Here is a 17214-nt window from a genome sequence, read left to right as displayed (position 1 = left end):
GGGGATACCACCATGCCTCGTGCAGCCCGCACCCTGGCAGCCGCCGTCACCACCGCGCTCGCGCTGACCGCGGGAGCGTTCGCCACCGTGCCCGCGACCGCCGTCCCTGCGGCCGGTACCGCGCACGCTGTCTTCGGCGCAGACGCGCAGGCCACACTGTCCTTCCCCGCCAAGAGCGAGATCGTCAGCGCGGGGCCGCACGGTTTCCTCACCAAGGGTGAGAAGTACCAAGACCTCCTCTGGACGCGCTACTCCGACGGCTCCACCACCCAGCTCACCGGGACCCCGCTCGGCAACACCAGGTCGGACGTCGTCGTCGTGCGGTCGGCACCGGACGTCTACCGGATCCACGACATGGCCGGGGGCGGCGACCCCGTGACCATCGACCTGTCCGGCCGCGGCGTCGTCTACGACTTCCTGGCGCTCAGCGGCTCGACGCTCGTCATGTGGTCCGACGGCGCCTTCCACCTGGTCAGTACCTCGGGCGGCCGGATCGTGGACCGCAGGGTGTCGGGCGTGCCCGCGGGCACGGTCGTGGAGGCCACACCCGAGACGGTCCTGATCAGGGGTCGGCAGGCCGGCGACACGTCGAACTACACCGTCGTGGACGTCGCCACCGGCACCGTCACCGGGACCGTCACCGGCACGACCGCGGTGCCGTATCCGGGCCCCGAGGTCGCTTCCTCGGCCACCACCCTCGCGACCACCCGATGGATGGCCGACCAGCGCTACGGACTCGTCCTCGTCGACCGGGCCACCGGCGCGGCCACGACCAAGCCGCTGGGAACGGGCGACCGCGTCCAGGTCCAGATCATCGGTGACTGGGCCCTCACGGCGGACCCGCTCGGCCTCGCCCGGGCCGTCTCCCCCGACCTGGTCCCGCTGACCGCGCACCACGTCAGGGACGGACGGACGATCCGCCTGCTCGACCACCGCTCGTCCTCGGTCGTCGCCCCCGACGGGACCCTGCTGATGCGCGGCGGCACCGCGGCGCACGGTGAGGGTCTCTACCGGATCTCGGTCGGCTCCGACGGCGTCCCTTCCGCCGAACTCGTCGCGAGCAGCGGCGAGTCCACCGCTCTCAGCCTGCTGGAGTCCAAGGTCCCCGAAGCCATCGCCCTCGGCGGCAAGGACGGCTACAACACGACGTTCCAGTGGCGCCTGTCGCGGGAGAACGTGCGTCTCGATCTCGTCCTGCGTCACACCGCGACGGGTCTGACCCTGCGTCACGGGAACCCGTACGGCCTGTACTACCAGTGGAACGGCAACCTGGACAGCGCACCCGGCCCCAAGGGCGCCTACACGTGGGAGATGACCGCCACGCCGCTCAACGGCATCGGCGCAGCCCTCCGTACCTCGGGTGCGTTCGTCTTCTCCCGCTCCGCTTCCCCGCACGACTTCAATGACGACGGTTCGCCGGACGTCCTCGCCCGGGACGCCGCCGGCCGGCTGTGGCGCGACGACACGTACCTCACGAACGGCACGTTGAAGCCCCTGCGGCGCACCCTGCTGGGCGGCGGCTGGCAGGTGTACGACCGGATCGAGGCGACCGGCGACCTCGCGGGCTCCTCCGTCGGCGATCTGCTGGCCCGGGACAAGGCCGGTGCGCTCTGGTTCTACCGGGGCAAGGGGGACGGCGGCTTCACGGGCAGGGCGAGGATCGGGACCGGCTGGGGGATCTACGACAAGATCACCGGCGGCAGTGACCTGACCGGCGACGGCAGGGCCGATGTGCTCGCCACCGACAGGTCCGGCGGCCTCTGGCTCTACCCCGCCACCGGGAACGTCAACGCCCCGCTCGCCGACCGGAAGAAGATCGGCAGCGGCTGGGGCGTCTACAACAAGATCGTCGCCACCGGAAACCTCGCCGGAGCCCCGGCCGGAGACCTCGTCGCCGTCGACGGCGCCGGCGTCCTCTGGTCGTACCTCGGCAAGGGCGACGGCACGTTCGCCCCACGGACCAGGATCCGCGACGGCTGGAACAAGTTCACCCATCTCGTCGCCGTCGGCCCCCTCCACCCCGGGCTCCCGAACAACCTGCTCGGCATCGGTCCGGCCGGCACGAGCTCGCACACCGCCACGGATTCGTGGGACTGGCCGCTCACCACCGAGAACCCCGAACCGCTCTACGCGGGCGAGACCGCGAAGTTCGACGACTACTCCTGACACGCGTCCTGACGCGCGGTCCGCAGGTCCGGCGGTCGCCCGTGACCGGCCTTCTGGAAGGAACCGACCTTGTCCCCCGTACGACCCGCCCGCTCCCGTCGTCTGACCGCAGCGGTCACCGCCGCCCTCGCCGTCACCGCCGGAACCCTGGCGGCGGCTCCCGCCGCGCTCGCCGCCACCACCGTCTCCGCGCCCGCCGCGCCCGCGGAGGTGATCCCGTTCCCTCTCGGCTCCGAGATCGTCAGCGCCGGTGCCACCGGCTTCCTCAGCAGGAACACCGCCGGTGGGTACCGCTGGACCCGCCTTGCGGACGGCGCCTCCTCCGTCGTCGCCTCCCAGGCTCCCGTCCTGGCCGGCGCCTCCGACATCCTGGTCACCACCACCGGTGACCGCGTCCTGCACGTCCAGGACATGGCCTCCGGCGCGGCCCCCGTCGCCATCGACCTCAAGGCGCTCACCGACGGCGTCCACACCGCCTTCGGCGCGGTCGGCGCGACCGTCCTCACCAGCGTGACCACCCCCACCGGGGCCGTGGAACCGCATCTGGTGGGCTCCGCCGCCGACGGCGCGGTGTCGAACCGTCCCGTCACCGGACTGCCCGCCGGCTCGGGTTCGTTCACCCTGGTGTCGGCCGTGAAGGGCACGGCGCTGGTCGGCTTCCAGGCCGACGGCAAGTCCCGCCTCGCGGTGATCGACCTCGCGACGAGCACGGTCACCGAGACGTACGAGAACCCGCGTCCTTCGGCCGACTCCCCGACCGCCGCCCTCTCCGCCACCCACGTGGCCTGGGTCGAACGCCAGCGGACCGACTACCAGGAGGTGGTCGTCACCGACCGGTCGACCGGTGCGGTCCAGCGCTTCGCCGCCAACCCCTACGGACGCGTCGACATCGGGCTGACCGGCTCCTGGCTGGTCCACGAGACCCGGCGGAACGCCCAGTCGGCCTTCGACGCCAAGTCCCTGGCCACCGAACCCGCGAAGCAGATCCTGACCCACGCGACGAGTCTGGCCACCGCCCCGGACGGCACCCTCCTGGTGCGCGGCGGCTCCCTGGCGGAGGGCGAAGGCGAAGGGCTGTACCGGGTCGCCGCCGACGCCGACGGCGACATCACCCGGCAGCTCGTGGCCCGCACCGGCGAGCCGACCGGGGTCGTGGTGAGGGGGCACAACATTCCGCAGGTGCTGGACCTCGACAAGAACCGGGGCGTGGTCCCGTTCACCATCGACGTGAGCAGGGCGGCCACGGTCCGGCTCTCCCTTGTTCCCGGCGACAACGCGTATTGCGGGGACTTCGGGTCATCCGCCTGGAGCGCGAGCGGTTCCACGGCCGGTGCCGGAAGCGTGACCATGACCTGGGAGGGCAGTTTCCGCTACCCCGACGGGGGTTGGCTCTCGTCCGGCGCGGCACGGAACGGCACGTGGACGTGGTGCACCAGCGTCTCCCCGCTCGACGGCGTGGGTCCCCCGGCGGAGCAGAAGGGCACCTTCACCGTCACCCGCAGGCCTCACCCGCACGATTTCAGCGACAACGGGTCTGCCGACCCGCTCATGGTGGACGACAAGGGTGTCCTGCGGTCGGCGGACGGTGACCACTCCCCGTCCGCGGGCTGGGTCACGTGGGGTGACTCCGCGCACGAGGTGCGGGGGACGGGGTGGAACATCTACGACCGTTTCACGGTCCCCGGCGATCTCGGCGGCACCGCCGAACCCGATGTCGTCACCCGGGACAGGAGCGGCGGTCTGTGGCTCTATCCCGGTGACAGGAACGTCCCCGCCCAGCTCGGCGGCCGCAAGAGGATCGGCACGAACTGGGGTGTCTACGACAAGATCAGCGGCACTTCCGACGTGACCGGGGACGGAAAGCCCGACCTCCTGGCCGCCGACAGGTCGGGCGACCTCTGGCTGTACCCCGGCACCGGGAACATCGACGCCCCGCTCGGTGGCCGTAAGAAGATCGGCGGTGGCTGGGGCGTCTACAACCAGATCGCCGCCACCGGAAACCTCGCCGGAGCGCCCGCCGGAGACCTCGTCGCCCGTGACGGGGCCGGTGTCCTCTGGCTGTACCTCGGCAAGGGCGACGGCACCTTCGCCTCCCGGGTGAGGATCGGCGGCGGCTGGAACGAGTACTCCCGGTTCATCACCCTCGGCGACGTGACCCGCGACGGCCGAGCCGACCTGGTCGTGTCCTTCCCCGACCCGGGGGCCTACGGGGGTGAGGGCGGCTACCTGTACGAGAGCACCGGTGACTGGCGCGAGCCGTTCAAGCCCCGCCGGAATGCCTACACCCCCGGAAGCGCCGGGGACATCGCCGTCTTCTGACGCACCGGAACTGCGTTATCAGAGGCTGCAGTTGACGCCGGGCCCTCGCCGTCTGACCGCCATTCAGATCGACAGAGGGCTCGGCTACTGTGTGGCCCATGCAGGGGGAACTGGAAAACAATCCGAATGCGGGCAGTCTTGACGGCAGCGGGGCCATGCCGCTGGAACCGGGTGATCCCCGGCAGATCGGCGCGTTCAGGCTGCTCGGTGTCCTCGGGTCCGGGGGGATGGGGAGGGTCTATCTCGGCGCCGTGCCCGGGAAGTTCGCCGCCGTGAAGCGGGTTCTTCCGGTGCTCGCCGAGGACGCCGACTTCCTCAGTCACTTCGGACACGAGCTCGACAACCTGGCCCGGCTCCCGGCCGGTGCCAACACCAAGCTGCTCGCCAGCGACCGCACGGCCAGACCACCGTGGTTCGCCACCGAGTACATCCCGGGCATCACCCTCAACGAAGCGATCCGGCTGCACGGCGGCCCGCTTCCCGGCGCCGCCCTCTGGCGGCTCCTCCGTGAGGCCGCGGCCGGGCTCGGTGTGGTCCACGGCGCCGACATGGTGCACCGCGACCTCAAGCCCTCCAACGTCATGCTCACCTCCTCGGGCCTCTCCCTCATCGACTTCGGCGTCGCGCGCGCCGCCGACCAGAGCCGGCTCACGAAGACCGGCATGGTCATCGGCACCCCCGCCTACATGGCCCCCGAGCAGGCCGTCGCCGACCGCAGGCTCACCGGCGCCGCCGATGTCTTCGCCCTCGGCAGCCTGCTCCTCTACGCGGCGAACGGCCGACCGCCCTTCGGCGACGGCTCCGGGCCCGATCTGCTCTACCGCGTCGTCCACGCCGAGCCCGAGTTCGGCCGCCTCACGGAGACCGAGCCCGAACTCGCCGACCTCATCCGCACCTGCCTCGCCAAGGACCCGGCGGACCGGCCCACGGCCCCCGCGCTCGTCGAGCTCACGAGCGAGCGCGCCGCGGGCGCCCTCTGGCCCTCCGCCGTCGGCGAGCGCATAGCCGAGCGGGCCGCCTTCGCCGCCGGGGCGCCGACCGCCGGGCACCTGGCGAAGCTCGCGAAGGCCGAGCCCGCCGAGGACGTCGCCACCGCCTCCCTCACTCCGCAGGCGGGCGCGAAGGAACCTTCCACCGCCGCTCCCGATCCCCTCGCCGTCACGGGTTCCGGTGCGCGCGGGCCGCGGGAGAAGCGGCGCAACCGGCTCGTCATGTTCGCCGTGCCCGTCGTCGTGGCGGCCGGCACGACCCTGACCGTGGCCCTCGGCCCGTACCAGGTGGGTCAGCTCGGCGCGGGCCCCGGGCCCGCGTCGTCGCCGTCCGCCGTGGCCTCGCAGCCGGCGAACGTGGCGCTGCCGCCGACCGCGCCCGGCTCGCCTTCCGCCACGACCCCGCCCGGCTCCGAGCCGCCGTCGTCCAAGCCGCCTGCGTCCTCGCCCGGCGCTCCCCCGCCCGCCGACGGCGGCGCGGGGGGCGGCGCGGGGGGCGGTGGTGTCGTCGGCGGTACCGGCACCCGGCCGGGGGGTGGTGGTGGTTCCGGCAGCGGCTCCGGCGGTGGATCCGTCGATCCTTCCGGTGGCGGCTCGAACCCGACGACCCCCGGCGGTGGCGGCACCACGACCCCTCCTCCGGCCACGCAGCCGCCGCGGACGACGAAGCCCGCGCCGCCGCCGGCCTCCGGCGGCGGCACTCCCTCGGGAACGTACTCGCTGGAGAACGCGACCACCGGCAACTGCCTGGCGGAGTACAACGCGGGCTTCGGCGATCTCGTCACGTCCGCAGCGTGCGGATCGACGGGCAACGGCGGCAGCACGTACTGGTTCTCCTGGACCTACTCGCCCGGCGCCGACGGCACGTTCCGGCTGAAGAACCGGCATTCCGGCCGCTGCCTCCAGCCGGCGGGGAACACCACCGTCACCACCGCCGCGTGCACCGGCTCCTCGGCCCAGTCCTGGAAGGTCGTCTCCTCGACGTCCGCCGGGCGGATGTTCAGGAACGCGAGCGACGGGCGGTGCCTGACGGCCGGGTCGTTCGCCATGACGTACACCTGCGGCTCCGGCCAGAGCGAGCAGGTCTGGCGGAACATCTCAGCCCTCTGACCGCGGGCCGAAGACGGGGACCACCACCTCCCCCTCGTGGCGGAAGGCGACCTCCAGTTCCATCCCGATCCGGAGGTCCGCCTCCGCCACGTCCACGACCTCCGTCATCATCCGCGGCCCCTCCGCCAGGTCCACGACCGCCGCCACGTACGGGACGCGCTCGCCGAAGGGCGGGAGGTCGTTCCGGTGGACGACCGACCAGGTGTAGAGGGTCGCGCGGCCGCTCGCGCGCTCCCAGGTCACGTCCTCGCTCCAGCAGTGCGGGCAGAACTCGCGCGGGTAGTGGTGGACGCGGTCGCAGGCCGCGCAGCGGCGCAGCAGGAGGCGGCTCTCGGCGGCGGCGTCCCAGTACGGCCGGGTGAAGGTGTCGATGTCGGGGTCGGCAGCCGTCATCAGAAGAGTCCGATCGCGTGGTCGAGGGACCAGGTCTGCCAGGAGAGGGCGAGGAGCGCGACGAGCGAGATGAGCGCCATCATCGCGTTCTGCCCCTGCTCGGCCCAGTCGTGGATCACGAGGACGAGGTAGAGAAGGTTCAGGAGGAGGCCGCCGATCAGGGCGACCGGGGTCAGGAATCCGGCCACCAGGCCGAGCCCGAGGGCCAGTTCGGCGTAGACGACGACGTACGCCATGAGCTTGGGGCGCGGTGCGACGATCACCTCGAAGCCCTTCTTGACCTGCGGCCACTTGTGCCTGCCCGCCACGTCGGCGGCCCAGGCGATGCCGGTGCCGCGCTCGAACCAGCCCTTCTTGTCCTTGTGGCGCCAGCTCTCCAGCCACCACAGGCCGAGGCCGATGCGGAGGACGGCGAGCCATTCGGCGCCGGTGAGCCAGACGGTCTGCATGCGCGCTCCCCCTCGTGGGACACCACTGGATCTGACGGTACGTCAGTTCAGCGCAGCCCGGCCTTCCGCGCAAGAGGCGGGCGACGGGCGCCGGGGGCGGGTGATCGGCGTGACCGATTCGCAACCGAAATCCCTCTTGACCGAGACCCACAGCGTGTACACGTCATTACGCTCAGCATTCATGGCCACCACCCCCCTTGCACTCTCTCCACAGGCTGACCACCCCGTGTACGTGATCGGCGCGGGCCCCGGCGGACTCGCGGTCGCCGCCGCCCTGCGCGCCCGGGGCGTCCGGGCCGTCGTCCTGGAGAAGTCCGACGCCGTCGGCGCCTCCTGGCGCGCCCACTACGACCGGCTGCGGCTGCACACCACCCGGCGGCTCTCCGCCCTCCCCGGCCTCAGGATCCCCCGATCCTTCGGACGCTGGGTCGCCCGCGCGGACGTGGTGCGCTACCTGGAGAAGTACGCGGAGAAGCACGAGCTGGAGATCGTGACGGGCGTCGAGGTCTTCCGGGTCGAACGCGCCGGCGCGGACTGGGTCCTGCACGCGACCGGCGGGCGCCGGCTCACCGGGCGGGCGGTCGTCGTGGCCACCGGCCACAACCACACCCCGCGCCTCCCCGACTGGCCCGGCCGCGACGCGTACAAGGGGCGCCTCGACCACGCCCGGGCCTACCGCAACCCGGAGCCGTACGCCGGGAAGGACGTCCTCGTCGTCGGCATCGGCAACACCGGCGCCGAGATCGCGGCCGACCTCGCCGACGGCGGCGCCGCCCGGGTGCGGCTCGCCGTGCGGACGGTCCCGCACATCGTGAAGCGCACCACCGCCGGCTGGCCCGCCCAGCGCTCCGGCATCCTCGTCCGCCGTCTGCCGGCGGCCCTCGTCGACCGGCTGGGCGCCCTGACGGCCCGGGTCGGGACGCCCGACCTCTCGGCGTACGGGCTGCCCCGGCCGGAGAAGGGCCTCGCGACACGGGTGCGCGAGGGCGCGATCCCGGTGCAGGACGTGGGTCTGATCGACGCGGTGCGGACGGGGAAGGTCGAGGTCGTCGCGGCCGTGGAGGCCTTCGAGGACGGCGAGGTCGTCCTCGCCGACGGCACCCGGATCGCCCCTGACGCGGTGATCGCGGCGACCGGCTACCGGCGCGCCCTGGAGCCCCTCGTCGGGCATCTGGACGTGCTCGACGAGCGCGGGCATCCGGTGGTGCACGGGGCGCGCTGCCCGCGCGAGGCACCCGGCCTGTACTTCACGGGGTTCACGAACCCCATCAGCGGGATGTTCCGTGAGCTGGCGATCGACGCGGAGAAGATCGCGCGGCGCATCGCGAAGTGACGCGCCGGGGACCGGGGGCGGGGGTGCGGGGGCGGGGGCGGGGGTGCGGCTGTGCCCGCGCCGGGGCCGAGGCCGCGCCCGCCCCACCCCAGCCCGAGGCCGTGCGCGCCCCCGGTCTCCGCCGGGGCGGCCCGCGCCCGCCCTCCTCACACCCGCCGCCTCACACCTATTCCTGACTGGCCGTCAGTTCTGTAATCTGACTGGGCGTCAGGTGTATACGGATGGGTGAAGGGCGGGCGGAACACATGCTTGGATCGACTCACGGCACCTTCACCACCGATCTCCGCGCCCGCGTGGTCGCCTGCGGGGAGTCACCCCGCACCGCCGTGCACGGCGTCACCGCCGCACCCGGGGACCAGGACGTCAGCGGGCGTCCGCTGCACGCCGCCGTGCCCGACCTCGACCGCTTCTTCCGTCCCGAGTCCGTCGCCGTCGTCGGCGCCTCCGACGCCGAGGGCCGGCCCAACACCGGCATCACCCGGCAGCTGCTCGCCTGGGCCGAGCGGGTCGGCGCCCGGCTCGTGCCCGTGCACCCGACCCGTACCAGCGTGTTCGGGATCGACTGCGTGCCCTCCGTCGGCGCGCTCACCGAACCCGTCGACCTCGCCGTCCTCCTCGTCGCCGACCCGCTCCCCGTCATCGAGGAACTCGCCGAGACCAAGGTGAAGTTCGCGGTCGCCTTCGCCTCCGGCTTCGCCGAGACCGGCGAGGCCGGGGCCGCCGCGCAGGAACGTCTCGCCGCCGCCGTACGCCGCTCCGGACTCCGCCTCCTCGGCCCCAACACCAACCTCAACGCCTTCGAGCGCTTCCGTGAGGACCTCGAAGGCCCCGCCGTCGCCCTCATCACCCAGTCCGGCCACCAGGGGCGGCCCGTCTTCACCCTCCAGGAGCTGGGCGTCCGCCTCTCCCACTGGGCTCCCACGGGCAACGAGGCCGACCTGGAGACCTCCGACTTCATCTCGTACTTCGCCGGACGGCCCGAGGTCGGCGCCATCGCCTGTTACGTCGAGGGCCTCAAGGACGGCCGCTCCTTCCTCCTCGCCGCCGACCGGGCCGCCCGCCACGGCGTCCCGGTCGTCGCCGTGAAGGTCGGCCGCACGGAGACGGGGGCCCGTACGGCCGCCTCCCACACCGGCAAGCTCACCGGCGCCGACCAGGTCGTCGACGCGGCCATGCGCCAGTTCGGGGTGATCCGGGTCGACGGGCTCGACCAGCTCCAGGACACCGCGACCCTGCTCGCCCGCGCCCGCCGCCCGCAGGCCGACGGCGTCGTCGTCTACTCCATATCCGGCGGTACGGGTGCCCACTTCGCCGACCTGGCCACCGAGGCGGGCCTCCAGCTGCCGACCCTGTCGCAGGCCAAGCAGGACGAACTGCACGAGTGGATCCCCGCGTACCTCTCCGTCGCCAACCCCGTCGACAACGGCGGACACCCGGTGGGCGACTGGCGCGGCCGGAAGATCATCGACGCGATCCTCGCGGACCCGTCGGTCGGCGTGCTGATCTGTCCGATCACCGGGCCGTTCCCGCCCATGAGCGACAAGCTCGCCCAGGACCTCGTCGACGCCGCGGAGGCGACGGACAAGCTGGTGTGCGTGGTGTGGGGATCCCCGGTCGGCACGGAGGACGCGTACCGCACGACCCTGCTCGGCTCCTCGCGCGTCGCCACCTTCCGTACGTTCGCCAACTGCATCGGCGCCGTGAAGGCCTATCTCGACCACCACCGCTTCACCACCGCCTACCGCTCCCCCTTCGACGAGGCCCCCCGCGTCCCCTCCCCCTCCTTCCGCAAGGCCCAGGCGCTCATGCGGCCCGGCCGACGGCTCAGCGAGCACGCGGCGAAGCAGCTCCTGCGGGCGTACGGGATCCGGGTACCGCGCGAGCAGCTCGTCACCAGCGCCGCGGCGGCCGTCCGGGCCGCCGGGCTCGTCGGCTACCCGGTCGTGATGAAGGCCTCGGGCGCGCAGCTCGCCCACAAGACCGAACTGGGCCTGGTGAAGGTCGGGCTGACCTCCGCGAGCCAGGTCAGGGACGCGTACCGCGAACTCACCGACATCGCCCGCTTCGAGTCGATCGACCTCGACGGGATCCTCGTCTGCCAGATGGTCGGGCGCGGGGTCGAGATGGTGGTGGGCGTGACCCGCGACGACCTGTTCGGCCCGACCGTGACGGTCGGGCTCGGCGGGGTCCTGGTGGAGGTCCTGAACGACACGGCCGTCCGGGTCCCGCCCTTCGGGGAGGCCGAGGCGCGCTCGATGCTCGGCGAACTGCGCGGCCGGGCCCTGCTCGACGGGGTGCGGGGTGCGCCGCCGGCCGACGTGGACGCGCTCGTCGAGGTGGTGCTGCGGGTGCAGCGGATGGCCCTGGAACTCGACGGGGACCTCGCCGAGCTCGACATCAACCCGCTGATGGTGCTGCCGCGGGGACAGGGCGCGGTGGCCCTGGACGCCCTCGCGGTCTGTCGCTAGCCAACACCTCCTGGGAGCTCTTGTGACCGACGTGCCGGATGTCCTCCACACCGTCGAGAACGGCGTCTCGTGGATCACCCTCAACCGCCCCGAGGCGATGAACGCGGTCACCTGGGACCAGCGGGAACGCATCATGGCCCTGCTCGACGCGGCCTCCGCCGACCCGGACGTCCGGGCGGTGGTGGTGACGGCGACCGGCCGGGGCTTCTGCGCGGGGGCGGACCTGCGGGGCGCACCGGCGGTCACGGAGACCGTCCCGGGGGACGTGGCGCGCACCATCCGGCGTGGGGCGCAGCGGTTCATCGGGGCCGTCATGGACTGCGAGAAGCCGGTGATCGCGGCGGTGAACGGGACGGCGGCGGGGATCGGGGCGCATCTCGCGTTCGCGTGCGATCTGGTCCTGGCGTCCGAATCGGCCCGCTTCATCGAGGTGTTCGTACGCCGGGGGCTCGTCCCGGACGGGGGCGGGGCGTATCTGCTCCCCCGGCTGATCGGGCCGCAGCGGGCGAAGGAGCTGATGTTCTTCGGGGACGCCGTGTCGGCGGCGGAGGCGTACGGCATGGGCCTGGTGAACCGGGTCGTGCCGGCCGAGGAGCTGCCGAAGACGGCCCGGGAGTGGGCGGAACGACTGGCGCAGGGCCCGACACGAGCCCTCGCACTGACGAAGCAGCTGGTGAACGCGTCCCTGGACGTGGACCGCGCCGCAGCCTTCGCGGCGGAGGCGGCGGCGCAGGAGATCAACATGACGACGCAGGACGCGAAGGAGGGCGTGGCGAGCTTCGTGGAGCGCCGGGAGGCGCGGTACGAGGGGCGGTAGCGGTACCTGTCGTACCGGGGCTTTAGGGTGTGAGCCGCATATGCCACACACTGCCGCTCCGGGGGGAACGGAATGCCCAACTCCGCGCGCTCGCGCGATGAATCCGAAGGATCTGGAAGATCCGGTAGACCCGGAAGATCCGGAAGATCCAGCACGTCCCGTAGATCTCTTCTGCTCGTCCCGGTACTGCTGACGGCCCTCCTGGGCCCGCTGCTCCCGACGGGCACGGCGCTGGCGGCGACACCGCCGGCGGCGGTGCCCCCGGTGAGCGCGGCTCCGGCAGGGGACCCGGCGGTGCCGCAGCAGGCCCCGACACCGTCCGTGCCCGAGCCGTCCGCGACGACGGACCCGACGCCCGCGCCGTCGCCGACCGTCGAACCGTCACCGAACCCGACGGAGCCGACGGAGCCGACGGAGCCGACGGCCGATCCGACGCCCGGCACGGAACCCACCGCCGACCCCTGCCCCGCTCTCCCGCTCGCCCCGCTGGGGGACCCGGGCGACGCGGTCCGCCGGGTCACGCTGGAGCCGAACAGCACCACCTGCTTCACCGTCACCGTGGTGAAGCCGGGCCTGCACCGGGTGGTCATGGCCGGCGGTGTCCCGACTCTCACGCTCTCCTCCGGCGGGACGCCCGTCGCCTGCCCCCTGCTGGACGAGCGCCCCTGCGAGCTGGCCGCGGGCACGTACACGCTCGGCCTGTCCACCGCCGGCTACCCCCTGCATGACTCGCTGATCGCCGTCGTCCCGCTGATGGCGGGCCCGGGCTGCCCGGACCCCGCCGACACCGGCTTCGGTACGGCCGCGACGACGGGCACGGCCGGCGAAGTCGGCATCGTCTGTCACCCCTTCACCGCCGCACCGGGCGAGCTGGTCACTTCGGAGATCCAGCCCCAAGCGCCCGCCAACGTCAGCGCGTGGATCACCGACGGCACGGGCAAGCGTCTCTGCAGTGTCGGCTACGAGTGCGTGCTGCCCGCGGGAACCGGCGGCTACCGCGTCCTCGCGCAGCTCAACCCCTCGGCCGGCCTCTACCCCGTCCCGTACACCCTGAAGGTCCGGCAGATCTCCCACCCCGTGGGCTGCGCGACCGTCGGGGTGAACGCCTACGGCACGGCGCCGACACGGGTCTCGCCGCCGACCGGGTGCAAGACGTTCACGCCGGCCGCGACCGGCGGGTACGACGTACGGGCCATCCAGCCGTCCGGCTTCACCGGCGCGCTCACGTTGTACGCGCCGGGCGGCCGGATCTGCGAGTACCTGACCTCCTGCCGGCTCCTCGCGGGCGTCACGTACACCCTGGTCGCCGACCAGGACGTGCGGATCCTCGACCGGAGGTCCGCCGCCGAGGGCTGCGAGACCGTGGTACTCGGGCAGCCCCTCCGGGCCGGGCTCGGCGTGCCCGGCGAGGTCGACTGCCTGAACCTGCCGGTGCCGCAGGGCTCCCAGGTGGCCGTCCTGTCGGCTTCCGAGAACGACGGCGTGCGGCCCGACCTCTCGGTGATCGACGCCACCGGCACCCTTCTCTGCTGGACCGAGGAGCAGCTGTCCTCGGGCACCTGCGGCCTGGACGGCACCGCCCCCTACAGCCTTCTGGTGGAGCGTGGACCCGCGGGTGGGGCCACCGGCGGCTACGGGCTCACCGTGCACCGGACGGACGTGGCGAGCGACTGCCGCGTCTTCCCGGCCGGCGACTTCACCGCGCGGCCGGCCGCGGCCACCGTGCGGACCGGCGACGGCGTCTTCGGCGAGTGCCTGACCATCCCGGCGGGCGACCACTCCGCCCGCGAGCTGATCAGGGTCGAGAGTCCGCAGCCCCTCGGTATCACCGTGCTCGACGAGCACGGTGAGAGGGTCTGCGGCACCAACGGCTGGGGGGAGACCGAGGAGGACTGCGCCCTGACGCCCGGACTCTCGTACACGGTCCTCGTCCCCGGCGACGCCGGAGCCACACCCACCGAGCACACCCTCGTCCGCCGTGACGTCACCGCCACCGCGCGCGGCTGTGTCACGACCCCGGCGACGAAGGTCGGCGCCGCGTCGGCCGCCGGTGTCACGGCCGAGGACGGCACCCTCGTGTGCCACCGGGTGACCACTCCGGACGCACGGGACACCCTGCACCTCGCCGCCCGGTACACGGCGGCGGCGGGCGCGATCGGACTCGGGGTGTACGACGCCCGCGGCGAAGCCGCGTGTCCGTCCTTCGGCCCCGGTTGCGCCGTCTCCGGCTCCGCGGGCTACCAGGCGATCGTCCGGGTCGGGTACGGCGGCACCACCACCCCCGCCTACCGCCTCGACGCCGCCCGCATCGCCACGGCGGCCGGGCCCGCGCCGGAGTGCGTGCGCGTCCCGGACATCACGTACGGCTTCGGTCCGCTCGTCGACACGCTGTCCGAGCAGAGGTCCACGCTCTGCGCGGTGCTTCCGACGGCGGCGAACGACGTGGTGAGGCTGTCGTTCACGCCGGCGCAGGAGCTCCGCAGGACGCCCACGCCCCGGCTGTACGACGAGACCCGCTCGGATCTCTGCGACGGGAGCAGCCGCGGGTACTACGACTGCCAGGTCCCCGGCGAGAGCTACACGAACGACTCCCGGCCGACCACCCTCGTGATCGGGCTGCCGTCCGTTCCCGCCCAGGCGCCCACCGAGGTGCGGGCCACGGCGTTCTGCCCGTCCGTCTGTGGCACCGTGACCCGGGCCGTCACCGCCGTGAGTCCCGGCACCGTCGGCGCCGGGAAGGTCACCATGACGGTCACCGGTGCGGCGCTGCACGAGAAGGACGTCGTCGAGGTGTCCGGTGGCGGCTTCCGTGCCCGCTCGACCACGGTCTCCGTCGCTCCCGACCGGCGGAGCATGAGCGTCGCGCTGGATCTGACGAACGCTCCGCGCACCGCGCTGAACCTGAACGTGGTCACGCACGACGGCGACACGTACGCGCGGGGCCGGGTCACCGTCGTCGCCCCCCTCCGCGCCACCGCCGCCCCCGGCATCACCGGCACCGTCGTCGTCGGCGGCAAGGTGACGGCGACGGCCGGGGCTTGGACGCCGGCCGCCGAGGGGTACACGTACCAGTGGCGGGCGAACGGGGTCGCGATCGCGGGGGCGACGGCCTCCACGTACACGATTCCCGCCGCGCTCCAGGGCCGGCAGCTGTCCCTGGCGGTGACGGCGCGGAAGGCCGGACATCCACAGGTGACCGCGACGAGCGGCGCGCCGGTGGTGAAGGGCGTCGCGCCCCGAGCCACCAGACTGCCGTACGTCTCCGGCTCCCCGCGGGTCGGCAACCGGATGACCGCCGTGGTCGGCACCTGGTCGCCCGCGCCGACCTCGTACGCCTACCAGTGGCGGGCCAACGGCGTCGCGATCTCCGGCGCGACCGCGTCGACGTACGTCATCGGCGGCGCCGTCGCCGGGAAGAAGCTCTCGGTGACCGTGACGGCTCACCGCACCGGGCACCTGAGCGGGGCGTACACGACCGTCGGGTACACCGTCGCGTACGGATACGCGCCGAAGGCGACCAGTGCGCCCTCCGTCACCGGCACGGTCAAGGTCGGGCGGACGCTCGGCCTGAACCGGGGCACGTGGACGCCGGCGCCGACCTCGTACGCCTACCAGTGGTACGCGAACGGACGGGCGATCGGCGGGGCCACCCGCGCCACGTTCACGCCCGCCAAGGCTCAGCGCGGGACGCGGATCACCGTCAGGGTGACCGCTCTCCGCACCGGGCACTCCTCGGGTGTCGCCTGGACCCGGGCGACGGGTGCGGTCGTCGGCTGACCTCCCGTTCGGACGGTTGAAGAGCCCCTGGGGTGACGGTCCGGCCGTCGCCCCGGGGGCTCTCGCGTGCGGCCCGCCCGCCGGGTCTCCACACCGCCCGCCCCTTCTCATCTGACGAACCGTCAGGTTCAATGGGCGGTGTGATGGGACACGCGGGGATGGCGGCCACCGTCGTCCGACACCTGAGAGCGGCCGGTTCGCCGACGGCCGTGGAACCACTGCCCCGGCCGGTACTGCGCGCGGTACGGGAGGACGAGCGACCGCCCGTCGACCCGGCCGAATTCCGCCGCGTCCTCGGCCACTTCGCGAGCGGGGTCACCGTCGTGACCGCGCTCGACGCGGAAGGACCGGCCGGGTTCGCCTGCCAGTCCTTCGCCTCCCTCTCCCTCGACCCGCCCCTGGTCGCCTTCATGGTCGCCCGTACGTCGACGACCTGGCCCCGGATCGCGGCCGCGGGCACCTTCTGCGTCAACATCCTCGGAGCCGACCAGGGCCCGCTGTGCCGGTCGTTCGCGGTCAGCGGTGCGGACAAGTTCGCCGGAGTCGACTGGACCCCGGCCCCGGTCACGGGCTCCCCCCGGCTCGCCGGCGCGCCCGCCTGGATCGACTGCGCGATCACCACCGTGCACACCGGCGGCGACCATCTGATCGTGGTGGGACGGGTGGAGTCGCTGGGCGCGGCGGAGGACGGGGGGCCCTCACCGCTGCTGTTCCACCGGGGGAGGTTCGGGCGGCTGAGTTCCTAGGGCGGCCGGGTGCCCAGGCCCGGCCGGGGCCCTGGGCGGAGTCCGACTCAGGCCCCGGTCACGCCCGCGTACACCACCGCGCCTCCCAGCAGGAACACCGTCAGCACCGCGACGGTCCCCCAGACCAGCAGGGCCACGAAGGAGCCCCGTCGCGCGTGGCGCGTGACGAGGACAGCCGCGGCCAGGCACACCGTGGCCACCAGCCAGCCCGGCCCGCCCGCGAGCGGCCACGACAGGGCCCCGGCGGCGGTCGACAGGAGCAGCTGCCAGCCGGTCGGACGCCCGCCCAGGCGGCGCGTCAGGCCCTCGCCGAGGAGCACGACCGGCAGCACGAGCACGGCGGAGACCGCGAACGTCGGGATCAGGCCCACCACCGCGAGGAGCGGGAGCGCGAGGAGGGTCAGGGCGCTGAGGCGCTCCTCGCCCGGCTCGGGCTGCCCGGCGTCGCCGAACACCACGAGCAGGATCAGGGCGATCGCCCCCTCCAGGAGCAGGGCCAGCACCGAGACCCACAGCATCCGGCCGTACGTACGGCCCTCGCCCCGCTCCTCCGGTTCCCTTGCGCTCCCGTCCCGGTCGCGCACGTGCCGGACGCCCGGCACCCGCACACCCATGTCCCGGCCGCTCATGCGATCACCCCCGCCGGC

At 73.3% G+C, this 17214-nt stretch carries 11 protein-coding genes; 8 read left to right on the top strand and 3 right to left on the bottom strand.

What is annotated here, in order from left to right:
- Nucleotides 1–12 precede the first annotated feature (12 nt).
- The 3 genes from OG392_RS21160 to OG392_RS21150 all read left to right on the top strand — a co-directional run bounded on the left by OG392_RS21160 (nucleotide 13) and on the right by OG392_RS21150 (nucleotide 6584).
- A complete protein-coding gene (locus tag OG392_RS21160; RefSeq protein WP_329281726.1) occupies nucleotides 13–2166 on the top strand; it encodes a hypothetical protein in 2154 nt (717 codons plus the stop codon).
- Between the two features lie 69 nt (nucleotides 2167–2235).
- Nucleotides 2236–4485, top strand: coding sequence for an FG-GAP repeat domain-containing protein (locus OG392_RS21155; protein ID WP_329281724.1), 2250 nt, complete (start codon nucleotides 2236–2238; stop codon nucleotides 4483–4485).
- Between the two features lie 155 nt (nucleotides 4486–4640).
- Entirely contained in the window at nucleotides 4641–6584 is a 1944-nt protein-coding gene (locus OG392_RS21150; RefSeq protein ID WP_329281722.1) for a serine/threonine-protein kinase, read from the top strand.
- On the opposite strand, the gene OG392_RS21145 is transcribed toward OG392_RS21150, so the two are convergent.
- Together OG392_RS21145 and OG392_RS21140 are read right to left on the bottom strand one after the other, a co-directional pair.
- The gene (locus tag OG392_RS21145; RefSeq protein ID WP_329281720.1) at nucleotides 6573–6977 is read right to left on the bottom strand and encodes a Zn-ribbon domain-containing OB-fold protein; all 405 of its coding nucleotides are present in this window, start codon (nucleotides 6975–6977) and stop codon (nucleotides 6573–6575) included. The two genes, OG392_RS21150 and OG392_RS21145, sit on opposite strands and share 12 nt — an antisense overlap.
- On the bottom strand, nucleotides 6977–7426 hold the full coding sequence (locus OG392_RS21140) for a DoxX family membrane protein (protein ID WP_329281718.1): 450 nt from the start codon (nucleotides 7424–7426) through the stop codon (nucleotides 6977–6979). Before OG392_RS21140 ends, OG392_RS21145 begins: the two co-directional genes overlap by 1 nt.
- A 181-nt stretch (nucleotides 7427–7607) precedes the next feature.
- Between OG392_RS21140 and OG392_RS21135 the strand changes: the two genes are divergently transcribed.
- The 5 genes from OG392_RS21135 (at nucleotide 7608) to OG392_RS21115 (ending at nucleotide 16567) form a co-directional block, all read left to right on the top strand.
- Nucleotides 7608–8759, top strand: coding sequence for a flavin-containing monooxygenase (locus OG392_RS21135; RefSeq protein WP_329281716.1), 1152 nt, complete (start codon nucleotides 7608–7610; stop codon nucleotides 8757–8759).
- A gap of 245 nt (nucleotides 8760–9004) precedes the next feature.
- Nucleotides 9005–11227: an acetate--CoA ligase family protein gene (locus tag OG392_RS21130; RefSeq protein ID WP_329281714.1), complete on the top strand. Its 2223-nt coding sequence runs from the start codon at nucleotides 9005–9007 to the stop codon at nucleotides 11225–11227.
- A gap of 22 nt (nucleotides 11228–11249) precedes the next feature.
- Nucleotides 11250–12044 carry an enoyl-CoA hydratase/isomerase family protein gene (locus OG392_RS21125; protein WP_329281712.1) on the top strand — a complete coding sequence of 265 codons (795 nt, stop codon included), beginning with the start codon at nucleotides 11250–11252 and terminating at the stop codon, nucleotides 12042–12044.
- 294 nt (nucleotides 12045–12338) lie between these two features.
- Nucleotides 12339–15821 (top strand): hypothetical protein, encoded by a 3483-nt coding sequence (locus OG392_RS21120; protein WP_329281710.1) that lies wholly within the window; start codon nucleotides 12339–12341, stop codon nucleotides 15819–15821.
- 131 nt (nucleotides 15822–15952) lie between these two features.
- On the top strand, nucleotides 15953–16567 hold the full coding sequence (locus OG392_RS21115; protein WP_329281707.1) for a flavin reductase family protein: 615 nt from the start codon (nucleotides 15953–15955) through the stop codon (nucleotides 16565–16567).
- A 47-nt stretch (nucleotides 16568–16614) separates the two neighbouring features.
- On the opposite strand, the gene OG392_RS21110 is transcribed toward OG392_RS21115, so the two are convergent.
- The gene (locus OG392_RS21110; protein ID WP_329281705.1) at nucleotides 16615–17196 is read right to left on the bottom strand and encodes a hypothetical protein; all 582 of its coding nucleotides are present in this window, start codon (nucleotides 17194–17196) and stop codon (nucleotides 16615–16617) included.
- Nucleotides 17197–17214: the final 18 nt, after the last annotated feature.

Source organism: Streptomyces sp. NBC_00691 (assembly GCF_036226665.1).
Lineage (GTDB): Bacteria > Actinomycetota > Actinomycetes > Streptomycetales > Streptomycetaceae > Streptomyces.
The sequence above is the reverse complement of the archived record's forward strand: the minus strand, read 5'-3'. Positions and strand labels throughout refer to the sequence as shown.